Genomic DNA, 15,535 nt, shown 5'->3' with positions numbered 1-15,535 from the left:
TTATAATCGGACAAGCGGCGCATGGCGGGTCAGGATCGGCAGGGTGCCATGCGCCAGAATATCCTGTGTAGGCCCACCAAACAGCCACTCAATGAAATGAGGCCGTGTATAGGCCCCCATGACCAGCAGATCCCCGCCTGCAGACAGGGCATGCTGGCGCACCTGCTCGCCTATGTCTCCCGTATCCAGAAGGAAACGGTCCATATGAACAGCCACCCCCTGCCTGGCAAGCTCCGCGCCCAGTGGCGGGTCCGGCACTTCCATAGGCGCGTTTTCACCGATCACAAATGTCACATGACTGGCCCGCTCAAGGATAGGGCGCGCTGCCTGTAGTGCCAGATCGAGCGTGTGCGATGGATGCCACGCCACGACAGGACGCAGGCCAAGCGTGGCATAATGCTCCAAAGGCGCGATCAGAACCGCCACCCCGGCGTCATACAGCGCTCCGGCAAAGGCTTCCGCTACGGCTGCATTATCCTGTGGGCAGGGCCTGCTCAGCACGGTTATATCCGCCCCGGCAGCTTCACGCGCAACAAGGGTGCGCGTATCCCCTACCCGTTCTGTCCATGCGGTATCGCGGTGCGGGATAACGGCCTGCGTCCATTCCTGAGCGATCTGACGCAGGGTATCGGTTTGTGAGGATACAGTGTGCTCAAAGCGGGCACGCTCGGCCGCATCAGGCATACCCTCATCGGGAGAAAGGTAATCAGGGTCGCGCGATGGCGCCACATGCAGGATGCTGCTCTGTGCCGGACCAAGCCGGTTCAACAGCCCTGCCAGCGCCTCCAGCGTAAAGGGTGCGGTATCAACGCGATCCAGAACAGCCAGCAGGCGCATGGGTCATCTCCCTGATTTCAGAACTCGTCGCTCTTTCTCTTGGGCAGCAGAGCAGGAACGAACACAAGGGTAGAGACAAGCGTGCAGCCCAGCGAGAGCAGCAGCAGACGCCCCATGCTGGCCGTGCCGGGATGATGCGACATGGCCAGAGACCCAAACGCCGTGCCTGTTGTCAGGGCGGAGAACAGCACGGCCCGCGCCGTGGGAGACGCCAGCGGGAAATGCACGCCATCGCGCCAGTTCATGACAAAGTAGATATTGAACGACACGCCCACCCCCAGCAGCAGGGGAAGTGCGATGATATTGGCAAAATTCAGCGTTTCAGGCAGCAGCACCACCAGCACGACCGTCATCAGCGCAGAGAGCATCAGCGGTGCGAGCACAAGCCCCATATCCTTTACCCGGCGCAGGGCCAGCAGCAGAATAACGGCAATCATGACCACGGCGGCAACTGCAGCCTGCTCGAAAGCGCGCACAATGGAGTTAGCGCTCTCGACAATATCCACAGCAGGCCCGGCAATGTCGGGCTCCAGCCTCTGCACGGCGGAAACGAACTGGTGCAATGCGCCAGAACTGGTCATGAGGCCCTTGGGATGCACCTCAACCAGTGCTCGCCCATCCGGCAGCAGATAATCATCAGCAATATCGTGGGGAATATCGCTGATTTTGACCGGGGTAGCCTGCAACATGGTCCGTAGCTGGTCCAGTTCGGCTGGCAGAAAGCGCACAAGCGCCTGATTGGCCGCCAGAACAGCGGCATCGGGTGCCTGTGAGAGCTTGAGCAGCGCGGACTGGATACGTCGCAAGGGATCCTGTGCAGGCAGACTATCCAGCACACCCGCCAGCGCCTTGGCCGTTTCCGCAGCCGAAGCCCGCAAGGCTCAGCATCCGGTGCGGGTTTTGTCTGTTCCACCATAAGGGTGGGCAGCAGCATGGAGGCGGCATCCTGAATCAGGGGGAGTTTCTGATCCTGATCCGTTGGAACAAACGAACCCAGCCACATGGCGTCATGGACCTGAGGCAGTTCCGCCAGCCTGTCCGCCTGTTTGTGGGCATCGTCCAGCGACGTGGTGAGCAGTTCCGCGCTGTAGGGAGAGGTCTGTGGGTTGTCTATCAGCAGCCGCAGTGCCCGCATCCCTTCGGAATTGGGATTTTTGGTATGAAGCGGATCGCCATCAAACTGCAGACGCGGCACCAGAGCCAGCCCGACAACCGCCACAACCGCGAAAACGGCCAGCAGAACCTTGCGGAACCGGCGGATAGCCTGATCAACCGGGCGCATGAACGTATACCCCATGCTGGGGCAGTTCAGCGGCGGACGACAAATTCTGAGCAAAGCGGGCAGCAGGGTGGTGGTGCACACGAACGCCACCATCATCCCTACCCCGGCAATCAGGCCAAGCTGCGCCACGCCAAGGAAAGCTGTGGGGGTAAAAGCCAGAAAACCGGCGGAAGTGGCGAGAGCCGCCACCAGAATCTGATGCCCGGTTTCCTCTCCCGTCATCCGCAGGGCTTCGAACATGCCCTGCACACCGGGTTCAGACGGATTCTGTGCCCGAAAGCGGACTGAGAACTGAATGGCGAAATCAACCGCGATCCCGACGAACAGAATGGCAAACGCCACGGAAATCAGATTGAGCGTACCCACCGCCACAGCAGCAAAACCCGTTGTCAGCAGCAGCCCCACCACCAGCGTGATAACGATAGGCACCACAACCCGCCACGACCGCACCGCAAGCGTCAGCCACAGGGTTACAAGGGCAAGGGAGCCAACCAGACCGGCCACCATACCTTCCGCCACGGTGGCGAATTCTTCGTCATTAAGCTGGACATCGCCCGTCATCTTCACACGGGCATGGCCATTGCGGACAAATTCGAGAGAGTTGATAGCCGCACGCATGGCATCACTCGCCTCGCCACCGGGCTGGAAAGAGCCGAAATCCAGATTAGGCTTGGTCACAACAAACTGGTAGCGCCCTTCTAGGTCGGTCAACTGGCCGCCCAGCAGCCGCTGCCATGACAGAGGATCGGCCTTTCCGACGGCAGCCTGCTCCAACGTATTGGCAAAGCCGCTCAACGGTGCCTGAAACCCGGTCAGATTCGCCTGCCCTTGCTTGATGCCTTCCGCAATCAGGGAGAGCGCGCCAAAAAGCCCCCGGGCCGAAGGTCCTGCGCCAGTGCAGCAAGAAACGGCTGTGCCGCGATGGTATCGTCCAGAATGGAGGTCAGGGGTTTGACATCAAGGAACATCAAACCGTTACGCATCAGATAAGGATCGGCGTCTGGCCTGCGGGCAAAGGCGAAATGCTTGTGATCGGCAGAGAGTTTTTCCGCCAGAACGCGGGCTGTCTCAGCACCTTCCTCAGGCAGGTCAGCTCAATGACCGCAACCAGAAGGTTTTCCTTCTGGGGGAACAGACGCCCCATTTCATCTGAACGCTGCTTCCACTCCAGCCGTGGCGAGAGCATTTTGCTGGTGTCGGTCGTAACACCCAGACTGGTCATGCCCGCGTAAACACTCGCACCCGAAAGCACAAGAAACAGCGCCACAACCGCCCAGGCATGGCGGGCACACAATGTAATGAAACGGCCTATGAATGCGAACAGCATGATGAGCGACGGAACCCTGTTCTAGATCTTGACTTCAGGCTGTCGGGGCTGACACCGGAAACCGCTCTGGTTTGCCCAACCCCCTCGCCTGACGCAAGAGAGGATATGCACCCGCACGCTCTATGAGCCTGAACGGAAGAGAGAGGAGCCACCCGGCCGGGTGGGCCGGGCCGCCCATGCGTGCTCCAGCCATTGCCACAGCACGAGAGACGGCAGCCCCCATGCGATCTCGCGCAAACGCTTGATCAAGGACAGGGCTATGGCCACCGGCGGGGCAATGCCAAACAGACTGCCCACCACGATATAGCCCCCTTCGGAAACACCAAGCCCGCCCGGCACGGCAAACCCGGCCGATTTGGCCGCCTGCCCTACGCCTTCGATAACAAAGGCCTGCGCCAGCGTGCAGCCATGCCCCATAAAGTGCAGGATAAGCCAGACCTCTAACGTGCCCAGAACCCACGCCACAAGCTGAAAGATAATGCCAAGGAAGGCGTTATGTCCGCTCTTGTAAAGGGACATGACTTCTTCATGCAGGCCGCGAATACCATCCACCCCGGTCCAGCCCAGATGCGAGGCAATACGCACCAGCAGCTTTTCGATCAGTGCGACAGCCCCCAGCCACTGGCTGGCAAACACACCCACACCAATGACCAGCAGAACCACGGCACTTTCCACAAGGTGATCCGTCACACTGGAGCGGTGCACCAGAAATAGAAGCAGGGTCAGGCCCGCACAGGTGAACAGAACCTGACTGAGCAGTTCCAGTGTCAGATCACAGATGGTGGAAGCCGCGGCCCGCCGGCCGCCAATATCGCGCCGGGCGAGCAGCCTGCTGGACATAACCTCTCCCCCCACCTGAGCAACAGGCAGGAGGTTATTGATGCCTTCACGCACGCAGCGAAGCAGGAAAAAGTCCTTCAGGTGCAGGGCTGGGCCTGACATCCCCCCGCAGAGGATGCGCCATGCCTGCGCGGACAGACACACCTGCACCGCATGAAAGACAATAACGGCAACAATGCCCCAGCCACAACTGACCACCAGCGTCAGTATGGCATGCGCGCCAAACTGAACCAGCATCCACACGGTAAGAGCCAGCCCGATCACGCCAGCGGCACATGTTACCCGCTTCATGTCTGTTCCCTGCTCCCTTGCCGCATTTCAGTCACTCATGGCTGGGCGGGAGACACTAGCCTGCGCGAATGCTGCGCAGCAGGGCCAGAGACTCCACGCAGGCCGCAGCGGCTTCACGACCCTTGTTATGCACATCATCGGACGAACGGACTTGAGCCTGTTCTTCCGTATAGGTTGTCAGCACCCCGAATGCGATGGGCACTTCCGTTGCCAAAGATGCCTGCATGATACCCACCGTGGTACCAAGGCTGATGAACTCAAAATGCGCCGTATCGCCCTTGACCACACAGCCAAGGCAGATAACGCCTTCATAACGTCCGCTTTTGGCCAGTGCCTGCGCCAGCAGCGGCATTTCAAACGCACCGGGTGCCGCCAGAATATCTTCGTCCGCAATGGCAATATTATGTTCCGCCAGCCAGGCCACGGCACCATCGCGCAGGCCGCCCGTAACGGTTTCGTTAAAACGGCTGACAATCAGCGCAAGACGCGGAGCCGGAGAAAGAGCGGCCAGATCCGGCAGGGTAACAGGAGAACGGGTGCCCATTGTAATAACGTATCCTTAGAATAAAAAAACTCAGACCAGCGTATCCTGCTCGACCGATGTCGCGGCAAAACTACCCAGATGATGGCCCATACGCTGCCGTTTGGCACGCAGATAAGCCTGATTGAACGCATTGGGGGCAATTTCGAGCCCGATTCTCTCGCGCACGACAAAACCCCGCGCTTCCAGCGCACGCACCTTGGCGGGATTATTGGTCAACAGGTTCAGCTCGCCAATACCCAGACTGCGCAGGATACCCGAAGCCGCATGCCAGTCTCGCGCATCCGCCGCAAAGCCAAGGCGATGATTGGCATCCACCGTATCCAGCCCCGCATCCTGCAATTCATAGGCCCGGATTTTATTGACAAGGCCAATGCCCCGCCCTTCATGCCCGCGCACATAAACCAGAACCCCACACGAAGCCTCGCCGATAGCGCGCAGGGCTGCCTGAAGCTGGGCCCCGCAATCGCACCGGAGCGAGCCAAAGGCATCGCCCGTCACGCATTCGGAATGCAGGCGCACCAGAGGCACCTCGCCAGAGGTTACATCGCCTTTGACCAGCGCCACGTGCTCCATGCCATTTTTATCGCGGAAAGCATGGATCAGCAGATCATCACCACCATAGACGCTGGGCAGGGCCGCATGCGCGAGGTCGGGCAAGGCGGGCTCCACCACACCGGCCACAGCATCAGCAGCGGGAACATCTGCCCCGGTAACCGGCGCCAGCCATGCGCACCAATCCACTCCGCCAGTTCGGCAATGGAAATAATGGGCATGTCATGCAGGCGGCCGAAAACCTCAAGCTGAGGACGGCGCGCCATGGTGCCATCCTCGTTCAGGATTTCGCAGATCACGGACGCGGGCTTCAGCCCGGCAAGGCGCAGCAGGTCAATCGAGCCTTCGGTATGGCCAATACGCTCCAGCACCCCGCCCGGAGCCGCACGCAGCGGGAAAATATGTCCCGGCGTTGCGATATCCTGCGCGCAAACCGTATCCGATGCCGCAACCCGCACCGTATGGGAGCGGTCGGCTGCGGAAATACCGGTGCTAACGCCCTCACGCGCCTCGATGGACACCGTAAAGGCCGTACCGTGGCGGGCTGTATTGTCATCCTGCCGAACCATCATGGACAGGCCCAGCCGCTCCACCTGCTCAGGCACCAGCGCAGGCAGACCAGACCACGCGCATGCGTGATCATGAAGTTCATGGCCGCAGGTGTCATGAACTCCGCGGCCATAACCAGATCGCCTTCGTTCTCACGGTCCTCATCATCAACCATGATAACCATGCGCCCGTTACGCACCGCATCCAGCGCGCGCAGTAACGCTACGGAAGGCGCCCCCCCGGCAGAGTGTGGGGCCCGTTCGCCCGGTCGGGCTGTCATTTGGTCCGGCATTGTGCCTCCACATATTTTGCGATCACGTCCACTTCGACATTCACACTCTCTCCGTTAGACAGGGTGCCGAGTGTGGTGTGCGTCCAGGTATGAGGGATAATCATCAGCCCGATTTCGAACACGCCGTCCTGTTCTTCCCCCAGAGTGTTGAGGGTAAGGCTGATACCATCCAGCGCGACGGAGCCTTTTTCCACCATGTAGCGGCGCAGGCTAGCAGGCACTTCAAACACGACCCGACGCCCTTCGCCCTCGGTGGTATGCCCCTTGTAGCGGGCCATCGCATCCACATGACCCTGCACAATATGCCCTGAAAGCCGGGTGGACGGCGTAACCGCACGCTCCAGATTAACCCGGCAGCCCAGTGCCAGCGCGCCCAGCGTGGTACAGCCGAGCGTTTCCGCACTGACAAAAAACCGCACAGGTCCGGCTTCAACAGCGGCTAGTGCTGTCAGGCAGACACCGTTGAGGGCAATGCTTTCACCCTCAGCCACATTGGTCAGGTCGCTTTCGATATCCAGCACCAGTGAATGAGGCTGATGATCTAGCCCGACAACACGCCCGAGCGATTCAATTATACCAGAGAACATGCAGCCTCCTGCGTGCAGCGCGCCCACTCCGCGAAAAGCGAAAGCGGTGTGACATCCTGCCGGGTTGAAACAGAAAAATGGTCCTGCCCCTGCGCGTCCTGGCGAATGGTCAGCCAGTCATCCCACAGTGCATGGCGGTGCAGAGCTGCCAGCAGGGTCGGGCCTGCCTCTACCAGAAGCCACAGGGCCTCGGTTCGGGTGAGCAGATCAGGCAGGGCCGCGCAGTCAGGGCAGAAATGCACATCAAACACCCGCTCCCGGCTGGCAAGCCAGTCTGCGGGCACGTTTGCCTGCTGACCGCATATCACCAGCATACGGCGACGTTCGGGGTGATCTTCCACATGGCGGACGGTCAGATCGGGCCTGTCCGCCCGCGCCGTGCCCGTGGCGGTTATCACGCCATCGGTCACGCGCCGCAGGGCATGGGCAAAATGGAGCGATTCGGGGGTGGTAAAGGTTGTGCGCCCCGTCGGGGGCACCATGGAGCCGGTGCTGTCCAGCGCCTGTTTGACGGTAATCCACGGACGTCCGCGCACAGCCTTGCTGGCAAACGGCGCCAGCAAGGCGCGGCAACGGTTCAGCGTGGCCTGAGCATTCGCGCTTTGCGCCAGCCAGCGGACCTCAAGCCCACGCTCAGCCAGAAAAGCCGCCCCACCGCCCTGCACATGAGGGTTGGGGTCCGCACAGCCGATCCAGACAGTCCGCACGGGCGTTGAAAGCAAGGCTTCGGTGCAGGGGGGCGTGCGCCCGGTATGGTTACAGGCTCAAGCGTCACAACAGCCGTATGAATCCGCTCTGCCACACCAAGCTGCCGGGCCTGCTCAACCGCCAGACGCTCGGCATGGGCCGCCCCGGCCCGGTGGTGTGCAGCAATGACCAGCACCGTGCCGTTGGCATCAAGCAGCACACAACCCACCGCAGGGTTGGGAGCCGTACGCCCCATGAAGCGCCATGCTTCCGACACGGCGAGATCGAACGCCGCGCCTATTGCCGCTGGCATTTCATACGCCCAGGAGTGTTGAGTGCTGTTCACCCTGAATTCTCTCATCCATCCCATACACCGGACGGACTCAGGGCCTGACGAAAAGACACGCCCCCATCCTCCCCGCGCAAGACGCGGATAGGGCGGGAGATATCCCTCGCGTTCTCTTTCATCCGGACTGTCACCGTCGGCCCCGGAATTACACCGGATCTGCTGACCCCGCCTGAGCGGGCGCTCGCGGGCTTACAACCTGTCAGGCTGCTTACCGCCGGTAGGGAATTACACCCTGCCCTGAGAACGTCATCACCACTTTAACAGTGGCACCAGTGATCAAGATGGGGGCAAGCGCCTTTCGTTGCAAGAGTTAAAATGAACCCGCCTCCTGCCTACCTTTCACAGGCATCAAACCCGCCGCGATCGAAAGGCACAAGAACCAACTGTTACTTACATGCAATAGTTGGTCATTTTTTTCTTTTTCAACACAATTCCGGCCCCCGTGTCTCATGATTGTCGCATTTACCACATGTTCTGACGCAGGAACGAAAACGAATGAAAAACTGTTTTCCCTTTATATATCTTCATTATTTTAATTTTTTTGTTCATTTCACATAAAACAGAAGACAGGCAGACAGCCCGAAAAACGCCCGCCTCCAGCGTTCATTTAATTGCACTTCGTAACAAGGCATATTACCGATAATTACATTACCGAGCGTAATTAAACAGACATTCAATAAGTAATTATAAAAGGATACTGACCGTATGGCCCTTACCCGCAGAAAACTGGCCGGTTTTTCCGCGCTTACCCTCGCATCCTTCGTCGCATCTCAGGCCGCAACACCGGCCCATGCCGAATGGCACCCGTTCGCGACATCAGCAACCAAGAGCAAGGGCTTTTCAAACTGGCTGTCCGACATCACCCTGACCGGACTGATTGACGGTGGTATTATGGCCAACCCGGCCCGCCCCACCGACGGCTATAACTACGGCAACTTCTTTGCCGACCACGCCAATCAGGCACAGCTTAACCAGGTTGTGCTGACCATGCAGAAAGCCAATACCGGCGATGCTGGGGAATATCAGATCGGCTTCACTCTGCAGGGCATTTATGGTTCTGATGCGCGCTACTACCATCTGGTCGGCATTAGCGATCAGGAATGGAGCAGCCGTTATCAGCTTATTCCCGCACAGGCGCATGTGGATGTACATCTGCCGTGGGCCACGGATGGCGGGCTGGATATGCAGGTTGGTATCCTGCAGGCCCCCATGGGTGTGGAAGTCATGGACCCCACAGGCCGCCCCTTCTATACTCTGGCCTATACTTCAGAATACTCCGTACCCTTCGAACATGTCGGGGCCATGTTCAACTGGCATGTGAACAAGACTGTTGATGTCACCTTCGGGATCGACACCGGCAATCAGGTAACGTTCGGCACGGCTGACAACAACTCCCGCCCTGCCGGGTATTTTGGCATCAACCTCAACAATCTGCTGGGCGGCAAGCTGAAGATTGTTGAACTGAGCCGCGTTGGCCCCGAAAACAACAGCATCCTCATGGGCCTTATGTTGCCAATCAGGCTGAACGCTTCTGGAACGACATCAACGCTACCCTGCAGGTCAACGACCGCCTGAGCGTTACGGCAGAGTTCAACTTCCTGCATGATCAGGGCCTCAAGACCCACGACACGGTTAACGGCCCCTTCAAGGCGGCTGATGCATTCAGTGTTGTGACCTTCCTGAGCTATGTTGTCAGCCCCAGCGTGACCTTCAATTATCGTGGCGAAATCTACCGCGATAACAACAACGCCATGGTTGCCACCTTTATGGGCAACAACTCCTACATGAACGCCATTTCCGGCCATGGCGCGTCCAACCTTTACCCCGGCCCCGGCGGACACGGCACCACCTATGGTGAACTGACGCTGGGCTTCAACTACCACCCGGACCTGGGCAAGGGCGTGCGCGTATTTGCCCTGCGGCCTGAAATCCGCTTTGACCGTTCGCTCAACAACACCCACCCGTTCAACGGCGGTCGCAACAACGGCATGTTCACCTTTGGTGGCGATGCCATGATCGGCTTCTGATCAGGACACCCGCTCTCTTTCCAGCCTGTCTGAGGGTAACGAAAAGAAAGCGGAGCCCGTTCAGGGCGTAAACTCTGTAAAAACAGGAACCGGAACAGCAATTACGCATACCGGTTCCTGTGCAGGGGCTCTCTATTGCCCCGAGGCATTGCTCCATTACAATAGAGTGTGTTCATTTCTGTCCTTTTTTCCATATCTTATTTAACGATCTTTTAACCGGTTGTGGCGCGGAATAAAGCATTGTCCGTTCCGGGAACTGGAGTCATTAAAAATGTCGGCCACGTCATCCGCCCAGCAGTCCACACCAGTTGCCTGGCAGAAAACTGATATCAGCCCGGATTCTCCCGGCAACAGCGCTGCCAGCGCCCATGACGCCGCCTCATCCAGCTCTGACAAAAAGGCTGAGGTGGAAGCAGATTCCATCGCCCTGAGCGCCGCCGCCCAGCATGCGCTCAGCAACAGCGCAGGCAGCACCTATACCGACAGCAGCATCAATAACCTGAGCGCCATGCTGGATGCGGCCTCTGCCGTTATCAATAATGCCTCTACCCTTATGCCCAGAAAGTCGCGGCTTACGGCGCGGTGGAGCATCTGAAATATCTGCTGGTCAACTCCCCCTCCGCCAACGGGGTGGACAGCAACGTGAACATGTATTCTTCACGGCTGGACAGCATCGGCCTGCAGTTCCGCACGGCAACGGCCAATTACACGTATCAGGAAATGCTCCAGCACGATAACTCGGGCTCGGACAGCAGCACCCAGAGCAATTCCGACAACCAGAATCTGGCGGCCAGCACCACCACCACGCTGGGCTCCACCGCCGATGACAGCAGCAACAGTTCTGCCCAGAATGCGCAGTCCAGCTCTGCCGCTGCCAACGCCACCAGTAGCGTGCAGCATACTGCTCACACCCATCACCATCATCCCGATACAGACAACGCCTAACCCGTCTGGCAAGGCAACCCCATCGCTGATGGGCCGTCTGGCGGTTAAAACCGCGTGGACGGATGCCTTACGCTCCTGTATGCCCGAATTCTGTTACCCAAAGCCCGGAGCGTATGGTCCGGCTTTTGCCGGGTATGTCTGAACGATCAGTCCCGGCGAGAGAGTCTTTCGGATACGTGAAATGGGAAAGACAATGCAGATTGCCGTCGTCGGGCTTGGTTATGTCGGCCTTTCAAATGCCATTTTGCTTGCACAGCACCATACCGTTACAGCGGTGGATATTGACCGCGAGCGTGTGGCGAGCGTCAACCGGCGGGAATCCCCCATTATTGACGACAGAATTACCGAGTTCCTGCGCGACAAGCCGCTTTCCCTACAGGCCACGTCAGACCTGAATGCCGCGTGCGAAAATGCAGAGCTGGTCATTATCGCCACCCCCACGAATTATGACCCCCATACCAATTCTTTCGACACATCCTCCGTGCAGGACGTGATCCGGCAGGTTCTGGACATTAACCCTGTGGCGACACTGGTGATCAAATCCACCATTCCTGTAGGGTTTGTGGATCAGCAGCGCGAGGCGCATGCAACCAACCGGATCATTTTCTCCCCCGAGTTCCTGCGCGAAGGCCGCGCCCTGCACGATAATCTTTATCCCTCACGCATTATCGTGGGAGACACCACCGAACGCGCCCGGCAATTCGCGCGGCTAATGGCCGAAGGGGCGGCCAAAAGCGATATTCCTGAACTGTTTACCGAACCGGCGGAAGCGAGGCCATCAAGCTGTTTGCCAACACCTATCTGGCCATGCGGGTTGCCTTCTTTAACGAACTCGACAGCTACGCGCTCGCACGCGGCATGAATGCACGCCAGATCATTGAAGGCGTGTGCCTCGACCCCCGGATTGGCCAGCATTACAACAACCCGTCTTTCGGTTATGGCGGCTACTGCCTGCCCAAGGACACCAAGCAGCTTCTGGCCAATTATACGCAGGTGCCACAAAATCTGATCAGCGCGATTGTGGACGCCAACAGAACCCGCAAAGATTTTCTGGCAGACCATATCCTTGCCATGAACCCCAGCGTGGTGGGCATTTACCGCCTGGTCATGAAGGCGTCTTCCGACAATTTCCGGCAAAGCTCGATTCAGGGTATTATGAAACGCCTCAAGGCCAAGGGCATTGAGGTCGTCGTTTACGAACCCACCATGACGGAAGATCTTTTCTTCGGCTCTCAGGTCATACGCGACCCGGCTACGTTCAAAGCCCGTTCGGATGTGATTATTGCCAACCGTATCACACCGGATTTAGGCGATGTCGCGGATAAGGTGTTTACCCGCGATCTGTTCGGCACGGACTAAGCTCGGGCTTTACGGCCCGTTGCGCCCACCTGTCTCTTTTACAAACGCCGCGCGTGCGTAAACGGCATAGAACGCCAAAAGCGTTCCTGAGAACAGCACAAGGCTATAGGCCGCCCCCATGGTGCCCCAGAAATGCACCATAACAAACAGCACGGGCAAATTGGCCAGCACGTTCAGAACCTGAAACCGGAACAATGCCGTCAAGCGCCCGGTAACGACGATAAACGGCTCAAGCGGCAGGCCCAGAATGGTCAGCAACGCCCCACAGACCAGAACCGGCAGCAGGTAGCCGCTCTCTCCGTGGATACCTAGCAAAAGATGCAGAACCTGATCCCCGAACAGGGTCACAACCAGCAGGGCTATGCAGGCAAACAGCATGGCCGACAGAAAAAGCTTTCTGATAACCCTGTGCATATCATCCATCCGCCCCTCCTCCCGCAGATGCACGAATTCGGGGTAGAGTGCAGGCATGAACGTGCGCATAGGCCGGACAAGGCCGTTGGACACCTGATCCGACACCTTGTAAATGGCCGCCTCGGTTGGCCCCAGACTGCCGCCAATCAGCAAAATCGGTAGTTTTTTTGTGGCAGCCAGCAAAATCTTGTTCAGACTGGCCATGATGGTGAATGTCCACGCCCCCTGCAAAAAGGCTGGCGTATGCAGGATCTGCCTCCACCCGAAGCGAGAGGGCTCATATTTGCGCAGGGCGTAGAATGTCGCAGCCATGTCGGAAAAAAACAGCACAACCGATGACAGCAACCAGACATACAGAAAATACGTCATGCCCATATGGGCATAATAGCCTGCCATGCTGGCCAGAATACGAAAGGTTGCGGTAAGCCCATTCCCAAATGTCAAATAGGTGAACTTGTTCAGCAGCCTGACCGTACCCACACACCAGCCTGTTTTATCGAAAAACACAAACAGCAGGCAGATATCCATGACCGGATGAAGCGGCCCTGCCCAACCCAGCCATGAGGACAGACACCACAGCCCCCCCTCACCGATCAGGTACCCAACAGCCCCGCTGAGAAAATCAAGCCGCATGCCAAAACGCAGCACATGATACAGGTCAGCCCGCCGCCCTTCCCGGTAGGGGGCAGCCCCGTAATGCAGCACCGTCTGCCATGACAGGAGGCTGGTAAGGTCGGAAATGATTTCGATATACGAAATAACCAGCAATATCTGCCCGAATGTCGCAATCCCCACGGCCTGCACCGTGTAGGGAATATAAACAAAACTGGCAGCCGCAGCGATCCCTTTTTCAAACAGGAGGACAGCGGCGTTCCAGGCTATCCGCGTAATGGGCGTTTTAATACGATTGCTCATAAACCCTGTTATGCCCGCCTTATATCAGAAGAAAGAGACTGTTGGCACAGTTGCTCGAGCAAGGCGCGGATTGTCTCAGGTATGGAAAAAAGATCAGTCTTGTAAAGCAATGTGCCAGACAGCGCAGCTTTTACCAGCTCATCATGTTTTCTGCCCATCAGCCCGTTAATCGCACTCAGAAACCGCGCGGTTCTGTTTATATCCGCATCGGGGTAGAGAATACGCAGCGTATCAAAAAATGCCACATGACGGCTTATGATCTTGCGCAGGCCATGAAACCGGGCCGCCGTTATCCCTACCCCCTCAAGGCAGGCAGGAATACGGGCTATTTCGGCACGCAGATTCTGGTTTATGGTGACTGCCTGATCCACGCTCGCCTGCTGCACCATGTGGCTGCGTATCCGATCAAAAAACGGCGTGGACAGCACGCGCAGCCCCATGCCGGTTACAAAAACCCGCCCTGCGTAACCGTTCTTAAAGGCATCCTGCGCCTCGCCCATAAGGGTGGAGGTCGCCTCGTATAGCAAAGGCCGCTTATGGGCTGGGGTATAAAGCCCAAAGGCAAAGCCCATATGCTTGTAACGGGCGCGAATATGCTTGAACGCCACCCGTTCAGGCTGGGACAGATCGCGCCTGTAAACAAGCCTGTGTGCCAGCCCCGCAAGGGCAGTGCGGGGTGGGCCTTCCAGCCAGAGCTGGCGGCACAGGTTCAGACATTCGGCAAGCTGCGTCTGGGTAAAGCTGTCTGGGATATGTCCGGGCAGCCCGATGTGTTCGTCCACGACATCATTGACCTCAATAGCGGCCATTAACGCATCAAGTGTCTCGTGTGAAAACCGAACCCGAACAGACATGAGCAGAACCCGCCAACAAAAGCCGCCTCAGCCAACCAAGGGCGACAGCGCCTGAACGCTGGTAGAAATGTGGCAGGGGAAAGTCAATTATACCCCACCGATGCACGCCCCCTACCGATAGGCCGCCAGCACGGCAGCTATATGAGCCTGAGCAGTTGCCAAAACGGTTTCCATGGGGAGGGTCGCATCCAGATCAACCACAGGCGCTCCGTTAAAAGATAGGTTCGGCACATCCGCCACTTTCTGGCGCAGGGTTTCGGGCCTGTGATCAGGCTTGCGGGCCAGAGCCGTCGCAAGATCGACATTGAGCCGCAGCACCAGATCAGGCCGAAAACCGGCCATCCAGTCATAAATCGTCTGCTCAAGCCGTGTCAGCTGCTTGACCAGACCATGGCCCGGCTGCCGCGCAACCAGTCCGGGGCCATCCATCGGGCCGGGCACCACCGCCTGCGGGTAGCGGTCGGTCAGGATAACATATCCCCGCGCATGCAGCCGCCGCATACGCGCAAAACGGAACAGACGCCGCATGGACAGGGCAAAAATAATCAGGGCGGCCAAAGGTCCGGCCCCCCTGTCCTTTCGGCTCTGCACGGCCTTGCCCGCTATCGTATTATCCACCTGCGCCCGACCAGCGGGATACGCGCTATTGCCCGCCCCCAGCCGCCTGTCTGCTTACCCAGATGGCACAGCCGCGTGGGCTGGCGGGCAGCCATCCAGTCCAACAAGGCATGGCCCAGCGTAGTCTTGCCGCTACCATCGGCACCAACCAGCGCAATAACAGGCACACGACGCCCCGGCACAGGAACATAGGACAGGGTTGTTACCCGTTCCGGTTCATCCGGCCTGCCTTGCTGCACCATCGCGCTTTCCCTGCCCCTTGCATG

At 58.4% G+C, this 15,535-nt stretch carries 12 protein-coding genes, 4 pseudogenes and 1 riboswitch; of the genes and pseudogenes, 5 read left to right on the top strand and 11 right to left on the bottom strand.

Annotated elements, in window-relative coordinates:
* From JCM25143_RS02620 to ribD, 7 genes and pseudogenes are all read right to left on the bottom strand, one after another.
* A complete protein-coding gene (locus tag JCM25143_RS02620; RefSeq protein ID WP_025859928.1) occupies window positions 1-837 on the bottom strand; it encodes a universal stress protein in 837 nt (278 codons plus the stop codon).
* Window positions 838-854: 17 nt separating this feature from the next.
* Window positions 855-3,446, bottom strand: a pseudogene (locus JCM25143_RS16200) (MMPL family transporter).
* Window positions 3,447-3,566: 120 nt separating this feature from the next.
* Entirely contained in the window at window positions 3,567-4,577 is a 1,011-nt protein-coding gene (locus tag JCM25143_RS02610; protein ID WP_025859927.1) for a flippase-like domain-containing protein, read from the bottom strand.
* A gap of 55 nt (window positions 4,578-4,632) precedes the next feature.
* Window positions 4,633-5,121, bottom strand: coding sequence for a 6,7-dimethyl-8-ribityllumazine synthase (gene ribH, locus JCM25143_RS02605; RefSeq protein WP_025859926.1), 489 nt, complete (start codon window positions 5,119-5,121; stop codon window positions 4,633-4,635).
* 30 nt (window positions 5,122-5,151) lie between these two features.
* A pseudogene (gene ribB / locus JCM25143_RS16195) lies at window positions 5,152-6,502 on the bottom strand (3,4-dihydroxy-2-butanone-4-phosphate synthase).
* Entirely contained in the window at window positions 6,499-7,101 is a 603-nt protein-coding gene (locus tag JCM25143_RS02595) for a riboflavin synthase (protein WP_025859925.1), read from the bottom strand. Before JCM25143_RS02595 ends, ribB begins: the two are co-directional and overlap by 4 nt.
* Window positions 7,086-8,101: pseudogene (ribD, locus tag JCM25143_RS16190) on the bottom strand (bifunctional diaminohydroxyphosphoribosylaminopyrimidine deaminase/5-amino-6-(5-phosphoribosylamino)uracil reductase RibD). Before ribD ends, JCM25143_RS02595 begins: the two are co-directional and overlap by 16 nt.
* A gap of 139 nt (window positions 8,102-8,240) precedes the next feature.
* Window positions 8,241-8,386, bottom strand: a riboswitch (FMN riboswitch).
* Between the two features lie 456 nt (window positions 8,387-8,842).
* Between ribD and JCM25143_RS16185 the strand changes: the two are divergent.
* The 5 genes and pseudogenes from JCM25143_RS16185 to JCM25143_RS25075 all read left to right on the top strand — a co-directional run bounded on the left by JCM25143_RS16185 (window position 8,843) and on the right by JCM25143_RS25075 (window position 12,468).
* Window positions 8,843-10,164: pseudogene (locus JCM25143_RS16185) on the top strand (outer membrane beta-barrel protein).
* 271 nt (window positions 10,165-10,435) lie between these two features.
* Window positions 10,436-10,759, top strand: a complete 324-nt coding sequence (locus tag JCM25143_RS02580) for a hypothetical protein (protein ID WP_025859924.1) — start codon at window positions 10,436-10,438, stop codon at window positions 10,757-10,759.
* Window positions 10,747-11,109 (top strand): hypothetical protein, encoded by a 363-nt coding sequence (locus tag JCM25143_RS02575; protein ID WP_025859923.1) that lies wholly within the window; start codon window positions 10,747-10,749, stop codon window positions 11,107-11,109. The genes JCM25143_RS02580 and JCM25143_RS02575 overlap by 13 nt, the downstream gene beginning before the upstream one ends.
* A 193-nt stretch (window positions 11,110-11,302) precedes the next feature.
* On the top strand, window positions 11,303-11,971 hold the full coding sequence (locus tag JCM25143_RS25080; protein WP_234394896.1) for a UDP-glucose 6-dehydrogenase family protein: 669 nt from the start codon (window positions 11,303-11,305) through the stop codon (window positions 11,969-11,971).
* The gene (locus tag JCM25143_RS25075) at window positions 11,917-12,468 is read left to right on the top strand and encodes a UDP binding domain-containing protein (RefSeq protein ID WP_234394895.1); all 552 of its coding nucleotides are present in this window, start codon (window positions 11,917-11,919) and stop codon (window positions 12,466-12,468) included. The genes JCM25143_RS25080 and JCM25143_RS25075 overlap by 55 nt, the downstream gene beginning before the upstream one ends.
* 9 nt (window positions 12,469-12,477) lie before the next feature.
* Here the strand turns inward: JCM25143_RS25075 and JCM25143_RS02565 are convergent, their stop codons facing one another.
* The 4 genes from JCM25143_RS02565 to JCM25143_RS23240 all read right to left on the bottom strand — a co-directional run bounded on the left by JCM25143_RS02565 (window position 12,478) and on the right by JCM25143_RS23240 (window position 15,511).
* On the bottom strand, window positions 12,478-13,797 hold the full coding sequence (locus tag JCM25143_RS02565) for a lipopolysaccharide biosynthesis protein (protein ID WP_025859922.1): 1,320 nt from the start codon (window positions 13,795-13,797) through the stop codon (window positions 12,478-12,480).
* A gap of 8 nt (window positions 13,798-13,805) precedes the next feature.
* Window positions 13,806-14,651, bottom strand: coding sequence for a hypothetical protein (locus tag JCM25143_RS02560; protein ID WP_025859921.1), 846 nt, complete (start codon window positions 14,649-14,651; stop codon window positions 13,806-13,808).
* 111 nt (window positions 14,652-14,762) lie between these two features.
* Window positions 14,763-15,269, bottom strand: coding sequence for a nucleoside/nucleotide kinase family protein (locus tag JCM25143_RS16175; RefSeq protein ID WP_234394894.1), 507 nt, complete (start codon window positions 15,267-15,269; stop codon window positions 14,763-14,765).
* The gene (locus JCM25143_RS23240) at window positions 15,254-15,511 is read right to left on the bottom strand and encodes a hypothetical protein (protein ID WP_234394893.1); all 258 of its coding nucleotides are present in this window, start codon (window positions 15,509-15,511) and stop codon (window positions 15,254-15,256) included. Before JCM25143_RS23240 ends, JCM25143_RS16175 begins: the two co-directional genes overlap by 16 nt.
* Between the last annotated feature and the right edge of the window lie 24 nt (window positions 15,512-15,535).

It is taken from the genome of Acetobacter papayae JCM 25143 (assembly GCF_000613285.1).
Lineage (GTDB): Bacteria > Pseudomonadota > Alphaproteobacteria > Acetobacterales > Acetobacteraceae > Acetobacter > Acetobacter papayae.
This window is presented reverse-complemented; position numbering and strand designations above follow the sequence as displayed.

What these genes read in the sequence shown, in the direction of transcription:
- JCM25143_RS02620 (WP_025859928.1), bottom strand. Translation starts at nt 837, where the DNA reads ATGCGCCTGCTGGCTGTTCTGGATCGCGTTGATACCGCACCCTTTACG.
- JCM25143_RS02610 (WP_025859927.1), bottom strand. Translation starts at nt 4,577, where the DNA reads ATGAAGCGGGTAACATGTGCCGCTGGCGTGATCGGGCTGGCTCTTACC.
- ribH (WP_025859926.1), bottom strand. Translation starts at nt 5,121, where the DNA reads ATGGGCACCCGTTCTCCTGTTACCCTGCCGGATCTGGCCGCTCTTTCT.
- JCM25143_RS02595 (WP_025859925.1), bottom strand. Translation starts at nt 7,101, where the DNA reads ATGTTCTCTGGTATAATTGAATCGCTCGGGCGTGTTGTCGGGCTAGAT.
- JCM25143_RS02580 (WP_025859924.1), top strand. Translation starts at nt 10,436, where the DNA reads ATGTCGGCCACGTCATCCGCCCAGCAGTCCACACCAGTTGCCTGGCAG.
- JCM25143_RS25080 (WP_234394896.1), top strand. Translation starts at nt 11,303, where the DNA reads ATGCAGATTGCCGTCGTCGGGCTTGGTTATGTCGGCCTTTCAAATGCC.
- JCM25143_RS25075 (WP_234394895.1), top strand. Translation starts at nt 11,917, where the DNA reads ATGCGGGTTGCCTTCTTTAACGAACTCGACAGCTACGCGCTCGCACGC.
- JCM25143_RS02565 (WP_025859922.1), bottom strand. Translation starts at nt 13,797, where the DNA reads ATGAGCAATCGTATTAAAACGCCCATTACGCGGATAGCCTGGAACGCC.
- JCM25143_RS02560 (WP_025859921.1), bottom strand. Translation starts at nt 14,651, where the DNA reads ATGTCTGTTCGGGTTCGGTTTTCACACGAGACACTTGATGCGTTAATG.
- JCM25143_RS23240 (WP_234394893.1), bottom strand. Translation starts at nt 15,511, where the DNA reads ATGGTGCAGCAAGGCAGGCCGGATGAACCGGAACGGGTAACAACCCTG.